The following is a 24,351-nucleotide window of genomic DNA, read 5'->3' as shown; positions in this document are numbered from 1 at the left end:
AACCGTCTACTGGCGGTTTTTTTTATTTACTGTTTTCAGGGATTTCGTCATCCAGCAGATGTCCAAAAAAATCTTTTTTTGTTTTGAGATATTTGGCAGTGGCATCATTTGACTTGATTTGCAATGGTATCCTCGAGTTCAGATGGATCGGGCTATCCTTAATAATTTTGATTTTTTCGGGATTATTTGTCATCAGATTCACCGCTTTTACGTTCAATTTTTCCAAAATTTCTATGGCAAAGGCGAAATTTCGGTCATCTGCGGGCAAACCTAATTCCAAATTAGCTTGGACGGTATCCAATCCTGTTTCTTGCAGGGCATAAGCTCTCAATTTGTTGATAATACCAATATTCCTGCCTTCCTGCCGCAGATAAATGATGATTCCGCCGTGCTCCTGCATATATTGCATAGCCGAATCGAGTTGCTGCCCGCATTCGCATTTCTGCGAATGAAAGACTTCCCCTGTAATGCATTCGGAGTGGATTCTGACGTTTACCGGCTTGGTCAGATCGGTTCCCTCCGCTATCAATGCAATATGCGGCATCCAGTCTTTTTCGTCTTCTGAAAAAGCCATTATCCGGAAAATGCCGAAATCTGTTGGCACATTAGATTCTGCTTGCAGTTTTAACATTGAAATAGGGCTTAAGGGGAATTTTGGTTAATAAGTAACGGTTGCTTGCTCCACTTTGGACTGAGCAGCTTCTAATAGATTAATATTGGTTTTGATTTTGACCATATATCTGTTAAGAAGTTCATCATCATCCGGTTGCATAGACTTTCTTAGTTTCTGAATGTTTTTGTAATATTTTTCCACGTCTTCCAGAGATTTGTGCTTGGAAACCTGATTAAAAGTCCGTACGGCCAATAGGTATTCGGTGAGGGCATTTTTGAGGTCGGATGTTTCTTTGTTGACGGCATCATTCTTGAAAATGGGGAATGTGGCGACGAGATTAGAAATTGAGGAGGCGTACACTATCGCGTCAGGAGAGAGATAGTCGTAGGTCTCCGGTAGCATCTCGACATGCAGTTGCTCGGATGCAGCGGCGTTTGTGGAGCAGGATTCTGATAAAAAAGCTGTAATGGTAATAATCGTTAAAAGTTTATAAAAACTTTTCATTTTTTCTGCATTTTTTGATACAGGATTGGGTTAAGACTTTCGTCGTTGTACATCTTCATCTGCTTATAAAGTTTCATCTTAACTTTGCCGTTCTCAATATCAGAAAGCAATTGTTCTATGGCTGTTGATAAGTCTTTTTTCTGTTCCAAAAGGACGTTTAGCTTTTCGGAGCATTGTAATTGGTGTTCTTCCGAAGCATCTTTGCGAGAAGCTTCTACCGTCATGTGATATATTTTCAAAGAAAGTATAGAAAAACGATCTATGCTCCAAGCCGGTGTTTCGGTGTTTAATCTTGCGTCGGGAGCGGGAGTGATATTTTCAAATCGTTTGTAGAACCAAAAATCCAGCTGTTCTACCAAATCTGTCCTCTGTTGGTTGAGTTTATCTATTCTTCTTTTTATTTTCAGAGCTTCTGCCGGATCGATATCCTCTTCCCGAATAATATCTTCCAAATGCCATTGAACGGTATCGATCCAATTCTTTGAATACAAAATCCATTCCAGACTGCCGGTCTGGAATGGATTGTTTTCTTCTGCGTTTACATTGTCTTTAATGTGATAATCCTCAACCGATTTGTTGAAGATTTCCCATGCTTTGTCTGTCAAACTCATGGCTCTATGTTATAAATTTGAGCCCGGATCATTGGTTGTAGAAGAAGAGGGATCCTTTTTCTTATCTTCTTCTTTCACAGCATCTTTAAACTCTTTAATGCCAGAGCCCAAGCCTCTCATCAATTCGGGTATTTTTCTGCCACCGAATAAAAGAAGCAGTATCAAGGCCACAATCAGAATGTGTTGCCACGAAATACTTAAAATTACAGTTGATAATATCATCTCGATTTTTTTACAAAGTTAAAGTATTTTTTAATACGAAACCCATCCCAACGGATCCACCGGATTGGTACCGTTCCAGATCTGGAAATCTAATGTTATAGATTCATCAAAATCACTGCCGACTTCTCCTATGAGTGTTCCCGCAGAAACCTGTTGATTGGCCTTCACCAAGGTGCTGGCAAGATTGGAGTAAACGGTAAAATAGGTGCCGTGCTTTACGACAACCGTTCGGCTTCCATTTATGACTTGGATGGACGATACCACGCCCGGAAACACACATCTTGCGCGGGTTCCCGGTGCCACGGCGATTTTGATTCCGATATTTTCTTCCATAATATTTTTGAAAACGGGATGCGGCCATTTTCCGAAGCGATGCGTGACGCTTCCTTTTTCAACTGGGAAACCAATTCTTCCCTTATTATCCGCAAAATTACTGCCTACCGTAGAACCCACGCCGTAGCTTTTCATTACTTTTTTCTCGGCAGCATCTTTAGCGTCGTCGTTTTTCTTGTTCACTGCAGCTTCATTGGCTTTTGCCGCCAGTACTTTTTCGTTGGCGATTCGGGCTTTTTCTGCTGCTTCTCTGGTTGCTCTCTCGGCCGCTTCTTTTTTCTCGGCTGTTTTGTTGGACTCTGCCAATCTTCTTTCGTCCTCCGCTTTTTTATTGGCTAGTTCGGTTGCTCTTTTTGCTTCCAGCTCGGCTCTTTTCCGCTCTGCTTCTGCAGCAGCAATCTTTGCTCTGTTTTCCGCTTCTATTCTATCTTTTTCTTTTTTGGCAGCTATTTCTGCCAGTCTTTTCCGTTCTGCTTCAGCTTTGCGTTCGGCTTCCTCCTTTTCCTTGGCAATTCTTATCTCCTCCGCAATGATATTTCGGATCTGGCGTTCCAGCTCTTTGGATTGCTTCTGTTTTTGTCTCAGTTCTGCTGTCAGCTTTACTTCATTTTTTTTGAACTCATCTATCAGTTTTTGTTTTTCTATTCTTTCGGCTTCTATGGTAGCAAGATCTTTTTTCTGGTTGAGAAGCAACTTATCTTTTTCTGCGACGTATTTTTTCTTGAGAGCGATGTTTTTCTTTATTTCGTTGGCTTTGTCGGTAATTTCCGCCGCTTTCTTGTTTTGGTATTCAGAATATCGCTTCAAATATTCGATTCTGTTGAGTGCCTGTCCCAAATTTTTGGAGGAGAGGATGAAGGTTACTTTGTTTTGGATGCCTTTGGTCTTATAAGCTTTTACGAGGATCGCGGCATAATCTTTCCGGAGTACTTCCAACTCGCGGTTATTCTTGTTGATTTCCAACTGACTTTTGTAGATGTCGTCTTCTATGAATCTTTTTTCTTTCTGGGTGTTGTTATAGACCTTTTCTCTAAGATTAAGTTTTTGATTGACGGCATTTAGGTAAGCAATAGAAAGTTTCGATTCTTTTTTTGTCTGGTTCAAACTGGCATTGAGAGCAGAAATCTGTTTCTTCAAATCGGCGTTCTGCTTTTGCAGAGCTTCCTTGTCTTTTTGTCCAAATGCAATTCCGAAAATGATGATACTTATTAAAAAACTTAATTTCTTGATCATTTAATTTCTGTCTTTTTGTAATTGGCAGGAACGGAATAAGTAGTTTCCATTCGGGAAAAATCAAATTTCGTGTTTTCTAATAAGATTTCGTCGGTTTTGTTGCCTTTTATAATTATTTTAACACTTTTTGGAAAGCTTTCTTTGTTCAGCAAGACTCTGTTGGAATAGACAATTTCCAGCTGCTCTTTACTTTGGGGATTCGACAATAGAACGTGACTCAGATTGAATTCTGCATCGTAGTCCAAGGTGACTTTATATTCCACAGTCTTTCCGTTTTGTGTAATTTTTAGATTTTCTTTGGAGGTCAATTGGTATCCCGAAGGGGTTGGTGTGAGATTGAAATCTTTCTCGGAAATAGGAATAAAAGTTTTCCCCAACAAGAGATTTTGCAGGGCATTGTAATCTATAAAATTCACATTCAAAAGTTTGTTTAGATAGCCGAAGTCGGAGTCGATATATGTTCTATCGAATTTGTAGTAGCCTTTGATGCCCTCCGGTGTGGCAACGCCCCTTGCGGCTTGTAGGATTACGGCTGTCAGGTTCATCCAAATTTTTTGTCCGTTTTCAATGTAGATCACAGCGTCCAAAGTGGGGATGAAGGAACCCGTTTTGGCATCGATTTTACTGCTGATCTTTACTGCATCGAAGGTAGATTTTTTCTCTATTGCAGAGAAGAAAGTGGCATTATTGGATATTGGTTTTGTGGTGCTGACGGGGGTGGAAGTCTCTTTGTTCTGAACTTTACAAGATGCAACCACCAATGCCGTAACTATGATTAGAATATATTTTTTCATATTTTTTTTTGGATAAACCTTACAATATTAACGCCAAAATTCAACTTATATTTTCATCATCCAAACCAAAAAAACATTGCCGTAGGTCTGGGCTACGACAATATTTCTTTATGAAAGAATTTCGATGTTTTTTTTTGAACAAACAATTGGATATTAATTTTTAGAAAGGAAATCCAAAACCGAATAGTCTCCCAAAGAGATCTCCCGCGCCACTCCAAAGTATTTTGCCGAGTTCCCAATCATAGAATTACTCAGATTGCCGTGATCAATAATCGTATTTTCCTGAATCAGAGAGTTATCGATGTTGGAATTAATCACAATTGTGTTATTCCCAAGAGACACATTCGGGCCGATTTTGGAGTTCGAAATTTTCACATTTTCACCGATAAAACAGGGCGGAATGATCATGCAGTTTTCTATCATAGCAGAGGCAGGGAATATCGACATATTGTCCTTTTCGTACTGCAAAATCTTGCTGTTGGTTTCCACAGTTGCGTTTTTGTTGCCGCAATCCATCCAATCATCTACTTTTCCTAAAGAGAATTTGGCACCTTTGGCTCTAAGGTTTTCCAACGCAGTCGTTAGCTGGTATTCTCCGCCCTCGGTTATATGATTTTCCATAATATAATCGATTTCGGTCATCAGTTTCTCTGCAGATTTGAAATAATAGATACCGATAATAGCCAGGTCTGAGACGAATTCTTTTGGTTTTTCTACAAAATCGGTGATGAAGCCATAGTCATCCAACTTCACGACGCCGAAGGCGGATGGATCTTCTACTTTTTTCACCCAGATGACCCCGTCGGCACTCGTATCAAGATGAAAATCTGCGCGGAAGAGCGTATCGGCAAAAGCGATAATTACCGGTCCCGACATGCTGTTTCTGGCACAATTGATGGCGTGAGCGGTTCCCAAGGGCTCCGTCTGAGTGTATATGCTTGCTTTGGCACCCAGATTCTCGGCCACATTTATAAGAGAGCATTCCACCACCGGTCCGAAGTCTCCAATGATGAAGGCTATCTCTTCTATCGGTTCATTGGCAACTTTTGCAATATCTTCCACCAATCTCTGGACAATGGGTTTCCCGGCAATCGGGATCAATGGTTTCGGAACCGTCAAGGTATGAGGTCGGAGTCTGGATCCTCGTCCAGCCATCGGAACAATTATTTTCATAAATTTTTTATCGTTAAGAAATTGGCTATTAAGTTAAATAATATAATTATTTGCCACCAAGTTTATTTAAAATTTTCTGAGGAATGAGATTTTCTGTCTTTAATAAAATGGTTGCCAAAATTAGAAATATAAGATTTCCCAGCCAAATCTTTTCTCTTAAATATTGGTACGATGCCAATGAAACGAGCATCGTGATGAGAATGATAACAGAATTTTTATAAACGTTGTAAGGAATCGGATACCGGTATTGCCCCCAAACATATGATATTACCATCATAGCAAAATAGCTTGCAATCGTGGCCCAAGTGGAAGCCCAATATCCGTATTTTGGAATAAAGTAAAAATTAATACCAATGGTGATGAGTACTCCGATGGTAGAGATGTAGGCGCCAATAATGGTCTTATCGGTCAATTTGTACCAAATCGAAAGATTGAGGTAGATGCCCAAAAATAAGCTCGCGAAAAATAAAATCGGAAGAATCGGAATCCCTTCATAATATTCCGGATTCTGGATGTAGCCTTTGGCTATCCAATCTAGATTAACCGATAAAAATAAGACAATCAAACAGTTGACCGCCACGAAGATATCCATCAACCTTACATACATCAGTTTGGCGTTCGCATTTTTGGAATTGCTGAAAAAGAAGGGCTCGATCCCCAAAGAATAAGCCTGCCGGAATAGGATTACAAATGTCACCACCTTGGCAACACCGCCGTAAACGCCTAATTGGTGCCGCCCGATTTCCTCGGGCAGGAGGAACTTCAGAAACTGCCTGTCGAAGGTTTCGTTAATGATTCCGGCTAAGCCTGCAATCGTAATCGGCCAAGAATATTTGATCATTTTTTTCCAGAGTTCGTAGGAAAAATACTTTATTCTCGTAATCAATATTTCTTTGAAAAGCATCAAAAACGTTGCAGTACTCGCCACCAAATTCGCCACAAAAACATAACCGATCCCAAACTCCGGATTGTACTTCAACCCAAAAATTCCCTCGGGGTATCGCGGAAGCAAGGCAATAAAAAATACCACCAGTAAAAAGTTAATAACACCGTTGGTAATCCGGATGGCGGCATATTTCAAAGGTCTTTCGTTTTTTCTGAGCATTACGAAAGGCATCGCACAAAAGGCATCCAAAGCCAAAGTCACTGCAAGAATCGTGAGTAGATCTACCTGGTCGGGCGTCCTGAAAGCAGTCGCCAAAGGTTGCCGATATAGCAATGTGAAAAATAAATAAACCAAGGTCACCACCAAAACACTGAAAAACGAAGTAGAAATCAATTTTCGGTCATCTTTCTCATCCAAGGAGAAGCGGAAAAATGTGGTTTCCATACCGTGCGTCAAAATCACAGCAATCACACCGGCAACGGAATAAAAATCTGCAAATGGAGAATAAGCAGTGGGGCCAAAGCTTCTGGTGATAATTGGATTGATAACGAACGGGAACAGCCTGATAATCACGGTTGTTAATCCATAAAGAGCGGTTTGTCCCAGAAGCTTCTTCAAAATTTTGAATTATTTCTGCAAAGGTATTCTTTTAATTAAAATTTGAAAATTTTATTTAAGGACTTGAAAGCGGTGATCATTCTGTGCCAAAAACTTAATTTTGCTTAAACTTAATTTTTGCAACCGGAAATCAGGCTGCTTAGAAAATGAAATTCTAATTTTAGTAAAATGAAAATCCTAATAAAAAATGCCCAAATCGTCAATGAAAATCAGATTTTTGTAAGTGATCTTCTGATAGAAAACGACTTGATTGCAAAGATTTCAAACAATATTTCGGAAGCTGACACTGATCTAATAATCGATGCTTCAGGGAAATATTTGCTGCCCGGCATCATCGATGACCAGGTCCATTTCCGCGAACCCGGCTTGACACAAAAAGGCGACATCGAATCGGAATCCAAAGCAGCGCTCGCCGGCGGAATCACAAGTTTCATCGATCAACCCAACACGGTTCCCAACGCAGTCACCCAGAAATTATTAGCTGACAAATACGAAATAGCTTCTCAAAAAGCATACGCCAACTATGGGTTTATGATGGGCGGAACCAACGATAATCTCGAAGAAATTCTGAAAACAGACCCAAGGAATGTCCCGGGAATTAAGCTTTTTTTAGGCTCCTCCACTGGAAATATGCTGGTGGATAATACGCAAACTCTGGAACAAATTTTCAGCAATACCCAGATGCTCATCGCCGTACACTGCGAAGATGAAACGATCATCCGGGAAAATACAAAACAATATAAAGCCAAATATGGCGATGACATTCCCATAAAATTTCATCATTTGATTAGAAGCCAAGAGGCCTGCTACAAATCTTCCTCCAAAGCCATAGAACTCGCCAAAAAGACTGGTGCGCGGCTTCACGTTTTTCATTTGTCCACAGCCCCAGAAACCGCGCTTTTCCGAAATGATATTCCTCTAAAGGAAAAAAAAATAACCGCAGAAGTTTGTATTCATCATTTGACTTTTACCAACGAGGATTATGAAACGAAAGGGAAGCTCATCAAATGGAACCCTGCCATCAAAACTGTGGAAGATAAAAACGGGCTTTGGGAAGCACTTTTGGATGACAGAATTGATATCATCGCAACCGACCACGCGCCGCACACTTGGGCAGAAAAACAGAATGTTTACACCAAATGCCCTTCCGGAGCGCCTTTGGTTCAGCATGCCTTGGTTGTGATGCTCGAGCACTTCCGAAACGGAAAAATTACTTTGGAAAAAGTCGTGGAAAAGATGTGTCATAATCCCGCAATTTTGTTTAGAATCGAGAAAAGAGGTTTTGTGAAAGAAGGTTACAAAGCGGATTTGGTTTTGGTGAATCTGAATAAAAAATGGACTGTTGCCAAAGACAATATCCTTTACAAATGTGGCTGGAGCCCTCTGGAAGGAAGCACGTTTCATTCGCAAGTCACCCATACTTTTGTAAACGGAAATTTGGTTTATGATAACGGGAAAATTAGTGAACAAAGATTTGCAGAGCGTCTCCTCTTTGAAAAGAATGACTGAGAACTGCTTATTTTTCGAAGATGATTTCGTATATTTACCATAATAAATCAGGCACTGAATATTACATTTTTGGAGGTGCCAAAAAGAAAAGATAAAATATGAAATACAGAGTATTAGGTGACACAGGAGTTTTGGTGTCAGAGTTATGTTTTGGAGCGATGACTTTTGGGGGAACCGGCACTTGGATCCCGGTTGGTAAAACGCAGCAAGAAGAAGCCGACAGGCAGGTAGGTTTGGCGCTGGATTCAGGAATCAATTTTTTTGATACTGCCAATATCTATTCTACCGGCATTTCGGAGCAGATCTTGGGGAAAGCCTTAGGTTCTAAAAGAAAAGATGTTATTTTGGCAACCAAAGTAAGAGGCAAAATGGGCGAGGGTGTAAACCAAGTAGGTCTCTCTCGAGTACACATAATGCAACAAGTGGACGAGAGTTTGAAGAGATTGGGTACCGATTATATTGACCTCTACCAGATTCACGGCTTCGATGCTCTTACCCCTTTAGAAGAGACCTTGCGGGCTTTAGATGATTTGGTTCACAGCGGAAAAGTGAGGTACATAGGTTGCTCCAATCTGAAAGCGGGACAATTGATGAAAAGCCAATGGATTTCAGATAAAAACGGTTTCAATAAATTCAAATCGCTTCAGGCTTATTATTCAATTGCGGGCAGAGATTTGGAGAGAGAAATTGTACCTATCTTGGAAGATCAAAACCTGGGATTGATGGTGTGGAGTCCGCTTGCGGGTGGTTTCTTATCCGGTAAATACAGAAGAAATCAAATGCCGGAAGAAGAATCCAGAAGAAAATCATTTGATTTCCCACCTGTCAATAAAGAAAAAGCTTTCGACATTATTGATGTGATGGACGAAATCAGCAAAGCGCATCAAGCCTCTGTGGCACAAGTTGCCTTGGCGTGGTTGCTTCACCAAAAAGTGGTAACCAGTGTAATCATCGGAGTTAAAAACGAAGACCAATTGCGCGACAATTTGAAATCCACCGAAATTCAGTTCACTGAAGACGAATTGAAAAAATTGAATGAAGTAAGTCAACTTGCTCCAGAATATCCGGGATGGATGGTAGATTTTATGCAAGAAGATAGAACGGTGAATTAATTCTAAAAATTCCGGTAAATAAGTATTTAAAGTTACATTGCAAGATGTAACTTTATTTTTTATAAAAACCGAAAAATGTAAAAATCAGTTATCTTTTGGTCTTGGCAGGCGCGTATGGTGAGCCAATATTTCATAAAGACAACAAGGGACATTTCTATCAACGTTTTAATTCTTAAAATTTTTAAGTAAATTAGCATAAAATCACTTACAATATGAAACTGTATCCTATACAATGCGGAAAATTTAAGTTAGACGGTGGTGCAATGTTCGGCGTGGTGCCCAAAACAATATGGGAACGTACCAATCCTGCCGACGAAAAAAATCTTATCGAATTGGGAACTCGCTCTCTCCTCGTGGAGGATGGCAAGCAATTAATCCTTATCGATTGCGGACTTGGTGACAAGCAGGACGAGAAATTCTTTGCCCATTATTCGCTTTGGGGCGATGATTCGCTGGACAAAAATTTGAAAAAATATGGATTTGTAAGAGACGATATTACCGATGTATTTCTCACACATCTTCATTTCGACCATTGCGGCGGAGCCATCGAGTGGAATGATGAAAAATCCGGCTACCGATCGGCATTCAAAAATGCACACTTCTGGAGCAACGAGAACCATTGGAAATGGGCCACCGAGCCAAACCCGCGAGAAAAAGCAAGTTTTTTGAAAGAAAACATTCTCCCCTTGGAAGAAAGCGGTCAATTAAATTTCTTGCCGTTGCCAACGATTGGAAACTACGGTTTTGCTTCGGATCTGAAAATGGATATCATCTTCGTCGATGGTCATACAGAAAAGCAAATGCTGCCTGTGCTTCAATATCAAGATAGAACAATAGTTTTCATAGCAGATCTTATCCCAACCGTCGGGCATATCCCGCTGGTGTACGTGATGGGATACGACACGAGACCGCTGCTTACGATGGAAGAAAAAGGAAAATTTCTGAAACAATGTGTGGACAATGATTACCTTTTATTTTTTCAACACGATGCACACAATGAACTGGCAAGTCTCAAAATGACCGAAAGGGGCGTGAGGTTGGATCAAACCTTTAGTTTTAATGAAGTTTTCGGGTATTAAATGATGGACTTACAGGATATTAATCAAAATCAGGAAGACATTCCTCCTCCCAAGATCATCGGATTGACTGGCGGAATTGGTTCGGGGAAGACTTCCGTTGCGAAAATATTAGAAAATAAAGGCTTCCCCGTTTATTATTCCGATGATCGGGCAAAGGATATTGCCGATATCGATTCTGAATTGAAGGAAAAAATCATTTCGCTTCTCGGAAAGGAAGCCTATTTGGAAGGAAAATACAATAGGAAGTTCGTGGCAGGGAAAGTTTTCGACGATGCCGAACTACTGAACCGGCTGAATAGTTTGATACATCCGGCCGTGAAGCAGGATTTTGAAAAGTGGCTTGCTTCGCAAACTGCGGAATATGTTTTTAAAGAAACGGCCTTGCTGTTTGAACTGAAGCTGAATGAACATTGTTACAAATCTCTCTTGGTAACTGCCGACGATAATCTGCGAATAAAAAGGACGATGGATAGAGACGGCAAGACCTACCGGGATGTGGAAGCAGTGATGCAAAAACAAATGCCGGAAAAAGAAAAAATCAAACTGGCAGATTATATCATTTATAACAATTCCGATCTGGAAGATCTTCATAAAGAAGCAAAATTGTTTCTGAACAATTTGAAGTAATTTCTTCTCATAACTAAAAAAGCAAAATCCCCGAAAATCGATTTCGGGGATTTTATTATTTAAAATTTAAGTAAAATCTTGCGCTTAATTCTTGATGAATTTAGTTTGGGATTTTTCTCCGTTAGATTCTACTGTCAAGATGTAAACACCTTTGGCCAGTTTAGAAACATTTACTTTTCCGTCTGTTGTTCCTTGGTTTACCAGTTGACCGGCAACGTTGAAGATTTCAAACTTGGTTTTGGAAGAGACGTTAGAGATAGTAATAAAATCCGATGCAGGATTTGGATACACCTGGATACTATTTTGCTTAACGTCCTGAACTGCTAAAGCTCCAATATTAAGTGAGTAGTCTTCAACTTGTCCATACTGTGAGTTTCCGCAAGGTGTAGAATTAGGTGTCAAAGAAGAATCGTGAAGGCGAACTCTCATTCTTGTTTTACCAACTGTTGCTGAGGCTGAGATGGTAATGTTGCCAGTCCATGGGGATTTTTTCTTTGGTGTCACCAATACTTGCTCGCCCGCATCATCAAAATCGCCGTCTTTGTTGAAGTCAATCCATACTAAGACCTGATCGTCAGAATAAGAAGTTCCTGTAAAGCTGGCGCTGAACGGATAGGTTTGTCCTGCGGTTACATTGCCGGTAACTGTGGTGAAATCTTCATATCCTGCGGTAGATGTAGAGTTTTTGTTAATATCTGCAAAAGTCACATTGGATATTTTCTCAAAACCTGTAGAGGTAGCGCCTGCACTACAGTAAGTAATACCGGTTGTGGTAAAGTTGACCGTCGGTGCATAAGTTCCAACGGTACCGCTGCATACAGCTGCAACTGTTACATTATAAGCAGTTTCGAGTGTTAATCCCGTGATGGTATAGGTATTGCTTGTCAGACCAAGAACTTCCGTCCATTCGGTATCGGTCGCTTTTTTATATCTCACATTATAGGTTGCGTCAGCAATAGCATCCCAATCTACTTTAGCCGTGGTTTGGGTGATATTAGACACTGCTAATCCTATCGGGGCGCTTCCGTCGCAATTTACCATTGCAGACACAGTCACCTTACCCACAGCGTAGAAGACGTTTCCGATAGCAGAAACTCGTACGATGATTTGAGAATTGGTTGCAAGCGTTGGGAAGTTAAATTCCTCCGATCCGTCATTAGGAGTGGATGCGGCTAAAACTGTCCAGTTAGCCCCATTATCTGTCGTATAATCTATCTTCACGTTCGCTACATTGTAAGGAGCGGCAGTTGTACCGGCAGCATCCCAAGTGAAGGCGGCCGGTGCATTGTTGTAAACTTTGATAGAAGTTACTTTAAATGGTCCGGCAGCTCCCACTGTTACTTTTTGGGTTCCGTATTGGGTTTGCTGTTTTGTTTTGTCCGCATTGTTATCTCTGACAGTTACTTTGAAGTTGGTCGTACGGGCTACCGTGGAAACCGCTTCCCAATCTGTTGTACTTTTGAGATTTCCGGCTAACACTGTGCTGAGCTTAGGAAAATATCGTGTAGGACTGGTAGTAGGGTTCCATGATCTGAAAATTGGACCATTGGTATTATTTCCTAAGTTAGAAGTCGATGTTGTCGATGTTGCGCTATCAGTTTGTTCCCAGCAAAAGTTAATCGGATCGCCCTCAGGATCGGTGGCTTGCGCCGTCAAGACGAAAGCGGTACTTTTTGGAATCGTAAGATCGGGCATTGCCACGACTACCGGCGGCAAATTGTCAATAGGGGTTTCAATATCACAAGTTTTTGAGATAAGATTATTTTGAACCTGAATAATACTGTTGATATGGAAATAAGGATCCGAATGTGGTTGCAAATCTGTTGCACCTGTAATACCGGCATATCCCATAATAGTAGAACCGGAACCGGGTTCAACATTTTGACCAGTTCCTTCAAGACTCATGGAAAAAGTGTGATTGGCGCCTAATTGATGTCCCATTTCGTGCGCCACATAATCTATATCGAAATTATCCCCTTCAGGAATTCCATCTGCAGGAGAAGTGATTCCCGAGCCCTTTCCATTTCCCGTAGGTATCCCACTGGCATTAAGAGGAGGACTCACACATACACACCCGATGCAGCCGGCATTACCTCCGCCGCCGGTCGCGCCAAACATATGCCCAATGTCATAATTGGCCTCGCCAGCTTCTGCAGTAATTGCTTTCTGAGCTGCGAGGTTCCAACTACTCAAAGAAGTTGAATAAGGATCTGTTGCCGGATTCGTATAGATCAAAGTAGGAAAATCCTGCAATATCAGATGGAGCGCAAAATCATTCTCAAAGACGCCGTTGCAACGGGTCAATGTAGCATTGATAGCTGTTAGAGCGCCAGCCACTGTTCCCCCGTGGTAGATGGTATATTCCCCATTCACTGTCATTGCCAATCGCAAGGTTCTATACTTTTTGTCAGATGATTTGGAAAAATCTGTAGGATCGTTGGCAAAAGCAGCTCCGTTGTTAAGTTTATCAATCTGCTGTTTGGTGAGTGGCGGTTCTGTGCTGTTGCAAAGCCAAAAACCATTGGGACCGCTGGTTTTTTTTGTTTTTGAATGAACGCCATACACTGTTCTTTCTTTGTTCTGCGGTTCCACAAATTCATACACTCCATTCTTGATGATCATCGATTGGAAATCATTGGGCGCTACCGAAAATCTGATGTATTTTTCAGGATCGTCCACACCCATTCCCACATAAGACCCCAACTGGTACTGGTCTGCCAAAGATTTGGCGACAACGGGTAGACTGTAAACAGCAAATTTTTCTACTTTGCCTTCCAGCGTTGGTACATTAATAATCACAGGCTTGCTGTTCTTTCCGGTTGGCTGAGCGTCGGCCAGCTGCGCACGGATTTCATTCAAATTCACGGAGTAGAAAGTTGTAGCTCCGGTTTCACGTAGGTTTTCTCCTTTCATGGATGTCTTCGACCATTGCGCGAAAGCGCCGGTCAGCATTCCAAAAGAAAGTAGAGTAGTAAAGATTTTCTTCATACTATATTTAATTTTGAGCCAAATATAGAATTTTTGTTCAAATAAAACAACAATGCATCAAAAAATATGATGCATTGTTTAAAAAAATTGTTTTGTGGTTCATATTTAATAAACCGCTACCGCGTCCTAAAGAACGAATCTACAAACTCCAACCCATCAAAAATCTGGAGATCTTCCATTTTTTCGCCAACGCCGATATATTTTACAGGAATTTGAAACTGGTCGGAAATACCGATCACGACGCCTCCTTTTGCCGTGCCATCCAGTTTTGTGACCGCCAGCGCAGTAACGTCTGTAGCCGCAGTAAATTGCTTCGCTTGTTCAAAAGCATTCTGACCGGTGGAGCCGTCCAGCACTAATAAAACCTCATGCGGCGCATCCGGAATGACCTTTTGCATCACCCTTTTTATCTTGGCAAGTTCATTCATCAGATTGATTTTGTTGTGCAATCGCCCTGCTGTGTCGATGATGGCAACATCAGCGTTCTGCGCAACGGCGGATTGGACGGTATCAAAAGCCACCGAAGCGGGATCTGATCCCATTTCCTGCTTTACGATGGGAACGCCGACTCTCTCGCTCCAGATGACAAGTTGATCCACTGCTGCGGCGCGAAAAGTATCTGCAGCGCCAAGCACCACCTTCAGTCCTTGGGATTTGAATTGGTACGCCAGTTTTCCAATGGTTGTCGTCTTTCCCACGCCATTTACACCAACGACCATTATGACGTATGGCTTTTTACTTGCATCGATGTTGTCGGTACCAAGGTGCGGATTTTCCAATAGCAGTCCGGAGATCTCCTCGCGCAGAATATGATCCAACTCGCTGACATTGACATATTTGTCTTTTGCCACGCGGTCTTCGATTCTTTTGATGATTTTGATCGTGGTTTCTGCACCCACATCCGACGCGATGAGAACTTCTTCCAGATTATCCAAGACTTCCTCGTCCACCGTACTTTTTCCGACGACCGCGCGGGATATTTTGTCAAAAAAACCTTGGCTGGATTTTTCCAATCCCTTGTCAAGCGTTTCTTTGTCTTCTTTTTTGAATATTTTTTTAAACCAGCTCATTGGATCTGTAATAAATGATTGATGATAATCGATTGATATTTGTCGGAAACAAATATAACGAAAAAACTACCCTTGAAAAGAGTAGTTTTCTATATTGTAAAGTTGTTTGCGAAATTATTTTTTAAGATAAGCGTCCACTTCGTCTGCGCTCATCACTTTTTCTTCAAAAACGTAAGCATCAGATTTCGAAGACTTTACCATTTTGATCACTTTGGTCATTTTTTTTGATCCTGCACCGCCTTGGAGCGTTGCCACTACTTTCTTTGCCATTGTAAAATATTTTTATAGATTACTTGATTTCTTTGTGAACCGTATATTTCTTCAGAACCGGATTGAATTTTTTTAGTTCCAATCTTTCCGTTGTGTTCTTTTTATTTTTGGTGGTAATGTATCTCGACATTCCCGGTATGCCACTTTCTCTGTGCTCGGTACATTCCAGTATCACCTGCACCCTGTTACCTTTTTTAGCCATTACTTCGTTGTGTTTTTAATAAATCCATTTCTAGCCGCTCTTTCAAGTGCTTCTTCGATACCAATCTTGTTGATGATTCTCAATCCGTGCGCAGATACTTTCAGGGTTACTGATTTATCTTGCTCAGGCAGAAAAAATTTCTTCTCTAATAAATTAATTTCAAAACGTCTTTTCGTTTTGTTATTAGCGTGGGAAACGTTGTTTCCTACCATAGCACGCTTACCTGTTATTTGGCAAATTTTTGACATATCTCGATGTTCTTTGGACTAATGAATATTTGAGTGTGCAAAATAAAGGAATATTTTCCGGATAGGCAAATTATTATTAAAAAATATTTCACAAAATACCGAATGTGATTACTCGAAATTGCTATTGCCAAGCTTGGAAACAGAATATAAAGATGCAATTAATCTTCTATGAAAAATTTCACGTTTTCCAGAGGATGTCCCGCCATAGCGACCTTGCCCTTGATCAAGATGGGGCATTCGATCAATTCCGGGTTCTGGGCGATGACTTTCAGCGCTTGCTCGTCGTCTATCGTTTCTGTGTCCGAGAAATGTTTTTTGTAGAGTTCCGGAGAATGTCTCAGGATTCGGCTCGGATTTTTGTTGAGTTTTTTGAAAAGAGTTCGCAGTTCAAAGAGGCTCAGCGGCTCTTTTTCGACATCAATAATTTGAAATTTGATGTTGTTCTCATCCAGATATTCCAGAATTGCTCTAGACTCGGGGCAGCTGTTGTTGTGGATGACTTTTATCATAGTTTTTTTGCATTAAAAATTTGGCGATTTTATTTTTTGAGATTTGCACAAATTATTTCGCCAAAAACAATTTAAAACAAACCGTTCAACTCTGCATCAATTCTTTCTAATATGTATCCGAAATCTTCGGGTTTTTCTACAAAATCAAGGTCATCTACATCGATAATCAAGAGTTTGCCCTCTTTGTAATTCGCAATCCAGCTTTGATATTTGTTATTCAGTTTTGAGAGATAATCGATGCTGATCCCGGCTTCATATTCTCTTCCCCGCTTGGTGATCTGCCGTACCAAAGTAGGCACATCGGCGCGCAGATAGATCAGCAAATCCGGTGCCGAAACAAAGTTTTTCATCAGGTTGAAAACGGAGAGGTAATTTTGAAAATCCCGTTCCGAAAGGAGCTTCATCTCCGCCAGATTTTCCGCGAAAATATGTGCGTCTTCATAGATCGTGCGGTCTTGGATCACATTTTTCCCGCTCTCCCGGATTTCTTTTACTTGCCGAAATCTGCTTCCCAGAAAATAAATTTGCAGTGCAAAACTCCACTTAGACATATCACCATAGAAATCATCCAAATAAGGATTTTGATCTACGTCTTCGAACTGTGCTTCCCAATTGTAATGTTTAGACAGCATGGTGGTCAGCGTAGTTTTCCCCGCACCAATGTTTCCTGTAACTGCGATATGCATTCTTTAAATTATGGTTGAAATTTTATATAAAGATAAAGACCAATAATCACGTTGACCTTGCTTTATAAGTGTTCAAATTATTTTTGGTAAAGATAAAGTTTGTCCTTTATGAGCGCCAAAAATCCCGCATTATTTTTATCCACAATTTTTGCGCTTTCGTTTCGGAAGATTTCAGAAATGTTTTTACCATCAAATTTTTGCACCGCTTGGCTTTCAAATACCAAAATGTCATTATTTATCCGCCGAAGTTTTTTAGCATCCATTAGCTTCTTCGCAAAGAGTAGCGTAGCCGTAGCATTGTAAACTTCGAAAGCGTTATCTCTAAGGATGTAAATCCGATTGTCATAAACCAAAAAATCCCGAAGAGACTGCAGATTGATGCTAAAAGGGAATGAGCTGATGACGCTGCTACTCCGGAAGTTGTACTGGATGAGTGTCTTATTGCTCTCGTCTATCAGCCACGCGTATTGAAGATCTTCGGCATACACCGCTTTGATAAAGCCAAAAATACCGCTCAGATTTATTTTTTGGATTTCATTCAGATTCTGATCCAGAAATTTGATTTCCTGCGCGTTTTCCGAAAACATCACGATGTTCAGCGGGTTGGTAACGCTCTGGATTTTGTACGGAAAGGTCAGCATCACTTTCCCCAGTTGCGTTCCGAGAGAGTCATATTTGGTAAAACTGAGATCCTTGTTTTTATACAGATAGATATTCCCATAGTCGTCTCCCAGAAGCTCTTGCACATCCCGAGTCTGCAAAGAATCCAGGGCAATTTTTTTCTGTGAAAAAAACGAGCAGAAGATGAATAGGGATATAAGAGATAATGACTTCAATGAAGATCTATTTTTCCGGAAATTGATTTTTAATTTTTTATTTCTTTGCCGAGTTTAGGGTAATGATAAGATTGCCGTTCAGGGCTTTGTTCTGCTTGTAAATCGCGTCGCAAATGGAAGTCGAAATATCGTAACTGCCTTTTTCCACCATAATAGAATTTTGACCATTTGCGGGAACAGTCAAGTTATAGAATTTCTTTCCGTTTATTTTAATGATGAGATTGCATTTGGATTTGTTGACAAACTGGATCACCGCTTCCTTCGAATTGGAGGTGCCGTTCAAAATATTGGTAAGCATTGTGGCGGTACTTTTGGCTTGCTGCGAGGGTTCTCCTTTTGTGGCGGAAGTTCCCACGATGGATGTTTTCTCGATTTTCTTTTCGGTCATCGGCGTGATGGTTGGCTTGGCCATCGCAGATGATGCCTTGCCGTAGGAAAGTGAGACCAGTCTTTTCTGCAATTCCGGAACGGCCGGATGTTTGGGATTATCCCGAATAAATTGTTCTACAACCGCCCTGTCCGTCGTCCTTCTGGCTTCAAAAACACTCACTTGCGAATAAGTAGCGATGGAAATCAGGAAAATCAAAAATAAAAATATCTTCTTCATTCGTTATTTAAAATACACTGTGAAATATAAACGTAAAAATAATTTAAATCTTGTAAATCGTGCGAAAATTTATGAGACAAAACAACCATCTAACGCAATTATTTTTTAGAATAAAGATGAAAATACGAATACACGATGGTATTTTATGAGTATTTATTTTTTATAAAAATCACTATATTTGCACGCCGAAAAACGTGAAAGCGGAAAACAAAAATAATTAATTAAAAATAAAAAAATGTCATTATGTATACACCAGTAGCTGCAGACGTAGCAAAATTAAGAAACACCACCGGCGCAGGAATGATGGATTGCAAAAAAGCTCTTGCAGAAGCTGAAGGAGATTTTGAAAAAGCAATCGACATCCTTAGAAAAAAAGGTCAAAAAGTAGCCGCCAACAGAGCAGACAGAGATTCTTCCGAAGGTGCCGTCATCGCAAGAGTGAACGAGGATAATACCCTGGGCGCCATCATCTCCCTGAATTGCGAAACCGACTTCGTTGCAAAAAATGAAGCCTTCATAGAATTGGCGTACGAATTGGCAGAGCAGGCATTGGCCTATGCCGACAAAGAAGAATTTTTAGCTTCTGACTTCCACGGACAGACGGTGGCCGAAAAATTGATCGAGCAGACCGGCGTGATCGGCGAGAAGATCGAAATCGGTGCGTTCGAAAGTATTCAGGGCGCCTACTTGGGTGCTTACATCCACGCGGGGAACAAGATTGCTGCGATCACCGCACTTTCTGCAAAAGTAGATGGCGCAGAGGAAGTGGCGAAAGCGGTTTCTATGCAGGTGGCAGCGATGAACCCACTGGCGCTGGACGAGACTCAGGTTTCTCAGGAAACCATCGACAAGGAATTGGAAATCGAAAGAGAACTGCTGATCAAAGAAGGAAAGCCTGCCAACATCATCGATAATATCCTGAAAGGCAAGATGCAACGATTCTACAAAGACAACACTTTAGTCCATCAGTCTTTCATCAAAGATCCGGGAATGAGTGTTGCAGACTATGTAAAATCCGTCAACCCGGATCTTAAAATTACAGGGTTCGTGAGAGTTGCTCTGGGTTGATTAAAATTCCGAAACTAATAATATCGTCCTGCCGTATTTTCTATGGCAGGATTTTTTTATGCGCTGCGATCGATTTAAAAAAACAAAATAGACTAATTTTGTCATCCATATATTCCATATTTTGAAAAAGAGCTTTCTATTCTTATTGTTTTTTCTTTCGTCCATATTTTATGCACAGATGGATGTCGAGCATTGGTTTGCTCCGCTGGGAAATAATTACCAATCTCCGGAAAACTATCAGGCCGTTTACCTTTCAACCAAAGAAACAACGCCTTTCAACGTAGAAATCTACAGCGGAAGTACACTGCTGGCTACCAAAACAATCAGCAAAGGAAAGCCCGAAACCTTCACCATTCCAAGAGAATATATCATCACAGATAATTCTGCAGACAGAATGAAGGTGCTGACGATGGGATTGCACCTGATCGGTACGAAAAAATATTTTGCCAATATGCGTTTTTCTGTTCGCAATCACGCAGAGATCGTAACGTCCAAAGGTCTGGCAGGTCTCGGCAAAGCTTTCTATTTGGGAATGCCGCCGGTACAAAGGGGGAGCTACCCGGCAATTTCCAACCACACGGCGAGCGTCATTGCCACAGAAAATTCTACGACGGTCACCTTGTCAGGATTCGATCCCGGTTTGATTTTCACCAATGATCCTGCCGCCAATTCCACCAAAACAGTCATCCTGAACAAGGGAGAATCTTATATTTTTGAAGTCAATAATGACGTGCAAACTTTAGGCAAAGGCCTCATCGGCGCCAAAATCGTGAGCGATAAGCCGATCAGCGTTTCCAACGGCAGTTTTTCTGGTAGAATTGCGGACACTGGTATCGATATTTTTATGGATCAGTCTATTCCGTTGGACAAAACAGGCGCCGAATTTATTGTGATGAACGGAAATGGAAATCTTAATTCGCAATCGCCTTCCATTATGGAGCAAACTCTGATTATCGCAACGGAAGCCAATACCGAAGTTCGTCTTAATAATAATACCACATCTGTTCCCGACTACACACTTGCAAATGCCGGCGACTTTGTTTTTGTGCCATCCCAGCTGTATTTTGCAGTTTCTGCCACCGATAATATCTTTGGTCTACATATCAAAACATCAAAAAATGTTTATGTTTACCAGTTGCTTGCCGGCAGTTCAGACTTTGAGGACGCTTCCGGCGGAATGAATCTGATTCCGGCGCTTTCCTGCTTCCTGCCCAGCAAAATTGATGAGCTCAGTGCAGTTAATGAAAACGAAGTGCAGACCAACAGCGGTTTCTATGCCACCCACAACATAAAACTGAATATTATAGCGCAGAACGGGTCAGACGTGTATGTAAATGATTCCAAACTGGGCTTGTATGGTCCATATCCTGTTGTGGGAACCGATTGGGAACTTTATTCTTTGTTCAATGCAACCGGGAACGTTACCATCGAAGCCAGAAATGGCCGGGCCATTACCGTGGGCATTGCCGGAGGTTCTACCAATGTGGGGTACGGCGGTTATTTCGCCGGCTTCAGCTCGGTTCCTGCTATTTCGAAAGTCGGCGACTGCGCCACAGGTCAACGGCTGGAAGTCGATAATATTTATGATCTGTACGAGTGGACTTTCAGCCCGGATAATAGCCCCGGTTCTTACCAGCCCTATCCCGCGAGTCCGGATCCGTCTAATCCTGCCACCTATTTTATAACGCCGGGCGCACAATTTGGATATTACAAATGCAGAGTAACCAAATTTTCTTGTCTTCCTTTTCAAGAAACCGTAGAGTTTAAATATCTGAAATGCACAGATTTAACGACAAAAACAATCGGTCCTATTGGGAATTGCAGCAGCATCCCTGTCATCACGCCTGTGTTCACAAAAGACGCTTCTATCCCGGTCAATATTTCCAAAACCTTTATTTCGATGCAGCCTGCCGGCGGAAGAGCCTATGTGGATCCGGCAACCGGTCAGATTCACTTCGATGCAGAAAATACAGATCTGCCGCAAGTGGTTTTCAAATATTACTTTGAGGGAAACGGAGATTTCCCAGATTCCGAGGAGGTGACCGTGACGGTTACGATAGCGCAGATCAATTTAAAAACGCCAAAGATCGCCATCAGCTCTTGTCTGCAAAACGAAATGGGTTCTTATAACCTCAAAAATAATTACGAAATCCCGAACACCGATCCCAGCATTTCCCGATTCGAATATTATGAGGATGCCAATTTCACCCAAAGAATACCAGATTCTGAGTTGCTTTCTGCACCGTATTATACTTCAAAACCGGGAACTACGGTTTATGTAAAAATTTATAATACCTACAACTGTTTCAAAACCGGAGAGATTTCTTTAGAAACTTTTGAACTGCCGGTGATCAATACGATCGATGTGAAAAACAATACGTCTGTCACCATCACTGTCACCAAAGGCCGAGCGCCGTATTTATATTATATCAAAAAAGATGGTGCATTGGACTATCTTCCACCGCTGGCTTTGTACAGCTCGTCCAACACGCTTCCAATTACCGAGGGCAAGGGAGTTTATACCGTCTATGTGAAATCTGCAGACGATTGCAATCCCGTAACGCAGACCTTCTCGGTCATCGGGATTTCCAATGTCATCACACCCAATGGTGACGGGAAAAATGATTACATCGATATGTCGAGTTTGCAATATAAAATCAATCCCAAATTCCAGATTTTTGATCGCAACGGCAGGCGAGTTTTTGATGGCAATGATGCCAACCATTTTATTTGGAGCGGGAAGGAAAACGGAGCGCCACTGCCGACCGGCACTTATTGGTATCTGCTCCAGTGGCAGGATTCTGCGGATACAGAACCCGACATCATGACCGGATGGATTCTCCTGAAAAACAGAAATTAGAAAAATTCCAATTCGACAAGTATTTTTCTCGAAGTAGAGGCTCTTAAGAGCAATAAAATCTTGAAGTTTTAGTAAAATTTTAACCATTTTCGCACTCTTATTTTAATGCTTCTCAGTTTTATTCTCTATAAATTTGCCGGATCATTATGAAGAAGATATTCACGGTTTTTCTATTGCTATGTTTGATACCGATCTACGGACAGGAGTTGGAAGGCGAGATTTTCATCAGAGATAAATCCAGTCTTTATCTCAACCAAGTCTATGTCACCAATCTTAACGCGCACAAAAGCGTTTTGGCAAACTACAACGGCGAGTTCAAAATTGCAGTGAAAGAAGGCGATATTCTGCGGTTTACTTCCATTGCCACAGAAAGAAAAGATGTGAAAGTCACGGCTCAAATGCTGGAAATGCGAAAAAATTTCATCGAGTTGCAGATTGCCTACTACGAGATTCAGGAAGTGATCTTGAGTTCCTTCAAACCGACGGGCAACCTTCGCAGAGATGTGGCGATGCTGAAGACGTCCGACAAAAGCTTCGAACTCCGCAAGATGATTGGACTACCCGAACCAGAAGGCGACGGAAATCCGCCCGATATCCCGGTTTTGGGCTTCAACCAAGGTCTTAGCTTAAGTATCGAGAGTATTTTTGATTTGATCTCCGGCGAGAAGAAGAAAAAAGAACGCTATTACCAATACGAGCGGATGAGCAGGAATATCAAAAACCTGCAGGATTATCTGGGCGACGATTATTTTATTAAAATGAAAATTCCGAAAGAATTGATCCCCAATTTTCTGCAATTTGTCTATAGTTCCGACAATATTACCGACTATCTGGAAACCAATAATTACGAAGCCGCAAAAACGTATATCGAAAAGTATCTTCCAATTTATCTCCGAAGATTGCAGAATTCTCATCTGATGCAGGCCACTTCCGAAATTTAATTAATCTCAATCTATTTTCAAGAGCTGAAAAACTTCAAAAAAAATGGGCAAGAAAAAAGCTGCAAGATTCAAGGAGAATACAATTTTACCAAATGTGATCCAGCCAACGCGCGACGAGGCCATTCACGGTTTCGAACACAGAGGAAAGTGGAACGCATTTTTCGGGAACACTCATCCGATTGTTTTGGAACTTGGTTGTGGCAAAGGCGAGTATTCCGTGGGTTTGGCAAAGGCTTTTCCAGAGAAAAATTTTATTGGGATCGATATCAAAGGTGCCAGATTTTGGTTCGGAGCCAAAGAAGCGATCGAAAATCATCTCGATAATGTGGCTTTCCTCCGAACTCAGATAGAATTAATCGATCATCTTTTTGCGGAGAATGAAGTGTCGGAGATTTGGATCACATTTCCGGATCCGCAGATTAAATATCGACGAACGAAACACAGGCTTACAAACCCCGAGTTTCTGGCAAAATACAGAAGAATCCTTAAAAAAGACGGCGTCATCCATCTCAAAACCGACTCCGAATATCTGCACGGCTACACGCTGGGCTTGCTGCAAGGCTTGGGTCACGAGATCCTCACCGCACACCACGATATCTACGGCGCAGCAGAATATCAGCCCGATACCCCATTGCTGAAGGATATCCGGACGTATTATGAGGAACTGTTCTCGAGCAAAGGAAAAACAATCACTTACATCAAATTCAAATTGAAAGATGAATAGACGTCTATCCACTGCGACAAAACACCCA

Annotated in this window: 25 protein-coding genes; 8 read left to right on the top strand and 17 right to left on the bottom strand. The window is 41.3% G+C overall.

Translation table 11 applies throughout. The annotated features are described in order from the left end of the window. Positions 1 to 22 precede the first annotated feature (22 nt). From ribA to DTW91_RS05410, 8 genes are all read right to left on the bottom strand, one after another. Complete coding sequence (gene ribA, locus DTW91_RS05445; RefSeq protein WP_125202380.1) at positions 23 to 631, bottom strand: GTP cyclohydrolase II; 609 nt, start codon at positions 629 to 631, stop codon at positions 23 to 25. Positions 632 to 658: 27 nt separating this feature from the next. Continuing rightward, positions 659 to 1,117: a hypothetical protein gene (locus DTW91_RS05440; RefSeq protein WP_125202379.1), complete on the bottom strand. Its 459-nt coding sequence runs from the start codon at positions 1,115 to 1,117 to the stop codon at positions 659 to 661. Beyond that, positions 1,114 to 1,728, bottom strand: a complete 615-nt coding sequence (locus tag DTW91_RS05435; RefSeq protein WP_125202378.1) for a DUF4254 domain-containing protein — start codon at positions 1,726 to 1,728, stop codon at positions 1,114 to 1,116. The genes DTW91_RS05440 and DTW91_RS05435 overlap by 4 nt, the downstream gene beginning before the upstream one ends. 9 nt (positions 1,729 to 1,737) lie before the next feature. Further along, positions 1,738 to 1,950, bottom strand: a complete 213-nt coding sequence (locus DTW91_RS05430) for a twin-arginine translocase TatA/TatE family subunit (protein WP_125202377.1) — start codon at positions 1,948 to 1,950, stop codon at positions 1,738 to 1,740. Positions 1,951 to 1,980: 30 nt separating this feature from the next. Then, entirely contained in the window at positions 1,981 to 3,516 is a 1,536-nt protein-coding gene (locus tag DTW91_RS05425; protein ID WP_125202376.1) for a murein hydrolase activator EnvC family protein, read from the bottom strand. Further along, positions 3,513 to 4,310 (bottom strand): DUF4292 domain-containing protein, encoded by a 798-nt coding sequence (locus DTW91_RS05420; protein ID WP_125202375.1) that lies wholly within the window; start codon positions 4,308 to 4,310, stop codon positions 3,513 to 3,515. The genes DTW91_RS05425 and DTW91_RS05420 overlap by 4 nt, the downstream gene beginning before the upstream one ends. A 153-nt stretch (positions 4,311 to 4,463) precedes the next feature. Further along, positions 4,464 to 5,483: a sugar phosphate nucleotidyltransferase gene (locus DTW91_RS05415; protein WP_125202374.1), complete on the bottom strand. Its 1,020-nt coding sequence runs from the start codon at positions 5,481 to 5,483 to the stop codon at positions 4,464 to 4,466. 46 nt (positions 5,484 to 5,529) lie between these two features. Continuing rightward, complete coding sequence (locus DTW91_RS05410) at positions 5,530 to 6,987, bottom strand: lipopolysaccharide biosynthesis protein (RefSeq protein ID WP_228412659.1); 1,458 nt, start codon at positions 6,985 to 6,987, stop codon at positions 5,530 to 5,532. 168 nt (positions 6,988 to 7,155) lie between these two features. Between DTW91_RS05410 and DTW91_RS05405 the strand changes: the two genes are divergently transcribed. The 4 genes from DTW91_RS05405 to coaE all read left to right on the top strand — a co-directional run bounded on the left by DTW91_RS05405 (position 7,156) and on the right by coaE (position 11,314). Beyond that, on the top strand, positions 7,156 to 8,496 hold the full coding sequence (locus DTW91_RS05405) for a dihydroorotase (RefSeq protein ID WP_125202372.1): 1,341 nt from the start codon (positions 7,156 to 7,158) through the stop codon (positions 8,494 to 8,496). Between the two features lie 98 nt (positions 8,497 to 8,594). Further along, positions 8,595 to 9,608, top strand: coding sequence for an aldo/keto reductase (locus tag DTW91_RS05400; RefSeq protein ID WP_125202371.1), 1,014 nt, complete (start codon positions 8,595 to 8,597; stop codon positions 9,606 to 9,608). A 212-nt stretch (positions 9,609 to 9,820) separates the two neighbouring features. Beyond that, on the top strand, positions 9,821 to 10,687 hold the full coding sequence (locus DTW91_RS05395) for an MBL fold metallo-hydrolase (RefSeq protein WP_125202370.1): 867 nt from the start codon (positions 9,821 to 9,823) through the stop codon (positions 10,685 to 10,687). Continuing rightward, positions 10,688 to 11,314: a dephospho-CoA kinase gene (gene coaE / locus DTW91_RS05390; RefSeq protein WP_228412658.1), complete on the top strand. Its 627-nt coding sequence runs from the start codon at positions 10,688 to 10,690 to the stop codon at positions 11,312 to 11,314. 84 nt (positions 11,315 to 11,398) lie between these two features. On the opposite strand, the gene DTW91_RS05385 is transcribed toward coaE, so the two are convergent. The 9 genes from DTW91_RS05385 to DTW91_RS05345 form a co-directional block, all read right to left on the bottom strand. Then, the gene (locus DTW91_RS05385; RefSeq protein WP_125202369.1) at positions 11,399 to 14,302 is read right to left on the bottom strand and encodes a reprolysin-like metallopeptidase; all 2,904 of its coding nucleotides are present in this window, start codon (positions 14,300 to 14,302) and stop codon (positions 11,399 to 11,401) included. Between the two features lie 116 nt (positions 14,303 to 14,418). Next, positions 14,419 to 15,372 carry a signal recognition particle-docking protein FtsY gene (ftsY, locus tag DTW91_RS05380; RefSeq protein WP_125202368.1) on the bottom strand — a complete coding sequence of 318 codons (954 nt, stop codon included), beginning with the start codon at positions 15,370 to 15,372 and terminating at the stop codon, positions 14,419 to 14,421. A gap of 114 nt (positions 15,373 to 15,486) precedes the next feature. Then, entirely contained in the window at positions 15,487 to 15,642 is a 156-nt protein-coding gene (locus DTW91_RS05375; protein WP_125202367.1) for a DUF4295 family protein, read from the bottom strand. A 19-nt stretch (positions 15,643 to 15,661) separates the two neighbouring features. Next, positions 15,662 to 15,844, bottom strand: coding sequence for a 50S ribosomal protein L33 (gene rpmG, locus DTW91_RS05370; protein ID WP_125202366.1), 183 nt, complete (start codon positions 15,842 to 15,844; stop codon positions 15,662 to 15,664). Further along, positions 15,844 to 16,092, bottom strand: a complete 249-nt coding sequence (gene rpmB, locus DTW91_RS05365) for a 50S ribosomal protein L28 (protein WP_125202365.1) — start codon at positions 16,090 to 16,092, stop codon at positions 15,844 to 15,846. The genes rpmG and rpmB overlap by 1 nt, the downstream gene beginning before the upstream one ends. A gap of 158 nt (positions 16,093 to 16,250) precedes the next feature. Beyond that, positions 16,251 to 16,601, bottom strand: a complete 351-nt coding sequence (locus DTW91_RS05360) for an ArsC/Spx/MgsR family protein (RefSeq protein WP_125202364.1) — start codon at positions 16,599 to 16,601, stop codon at positions 16,251 to 16,253. A 71-nt stretch (positions 16,602 to 16,672) separates the two neighbouring features. After that, positions 16,673 to 17,287, bottom strand: coding sequence for a deoxynucleoside kinase (locus DTW91_RS05355; protein ID WP_125202363.1), 615 nt, complete (start codon positions 17,285 to 17,287; stop codon positions 16,673 to 16,675). A gap of 77 nt (positions 17,288 to 17,364) precedes the next feature. Then, positions 17,365 to 18,033 (bottom strand): hypothetical protein, encoded by a 669-nt coding sequence (locus DTW91_RS05350; protein ID WP_228412657.1) that lies wholly within the window; start codon positions 18,031 to 18,033, stop codon positions 17,365 to 17,367. A gap of 127 nt (positions 18,034 to 18,160) precedes the next feature. Then, positions 18,161 to 18,730, bottom strand: coding sequence for a DUF6759 domain-containing protein (locus tag DTW91_RS05345; RefSeq protein ID WP_125202361.1), 570 nt, complete (start codon positions 18,728 to 18,730; stop codon positions 18,161 to 18,163). A 243-nt stretch (positions 18,731 to 18,973) separates the two neighbouring features. Here DTW91_RS05345 and tsf point away from each other — a divergent pair, with 243 nt between their 5' ends. From tsf to trmB, 4 genes are all read left to right on the top strand, one after another. Beyond that, positions 18,974 to 19,798 carry a translation elongation factor Ts gene (gene tsf / locus DTW91_RS05340; protein WP_125202360.1) on the top strand — a complete coding sequence of 275 codons (825 nt, stop codon included), beginning with the start codon at positions 18,974 to 18,976 and terminating at the stop codon, positions 19,796 to 19,798. Positions 19,799 to 19,976: 178 nt separating this feature from the next. Beyond that, positions 19,977 to 22,658, top strand: a complete 2,682-nt coding sequence (locus DTW91_RS05335) for a gliding motility-associated C-terminal domain-containing protein (RefSeq protein WP_125202359.1) — start codon at positions 19,977 to 19,979, stop codon at positions 22,656 to 22,658. 146 nt (positions 22,659 to 22,804) lie between these two features. Further along, positions 22,805 to 23,599 (top strand): hypothetical protein, encoded by a 795-nt coding sequence (locus DTW91_RS05330; protein ID WP_125202358.1) that lies wholly within the window; start codon positions 22,805 to 22,807, stop codon positions 23,597 to 23,599. Between the two features lie 43 nt (positions 23,600 to 23,642). After that, entirely contained in the window at positions 23,643 to 24,323 is a 681-nt protein-coding gene (gene trmB, locus DTW91_RS05325) for a tRNA (guanosine(46)-N7)-methyltransferase TrmB (protein ID WP_125202357.1), read from the top strand. Positions 24,324 to 24,351 lie beyond the last annotated feature (28 nt).

The sequence above is a fragment of the Chryseobacterium sp. SC28 genome, from assembly GCF_003932955.1.
Taxonomy (GTDB): domain Bacteria; phylum Bacteroidota; class Bacteroidia; order Flavobacteriales; family Weeksellaceae; genus Epilithonimonas.
The sequence above is the reverse complement of the archived record's forward strand: the minus strand, read 5'-3'. Positions and strand labels throughout refer to the sequence as shown.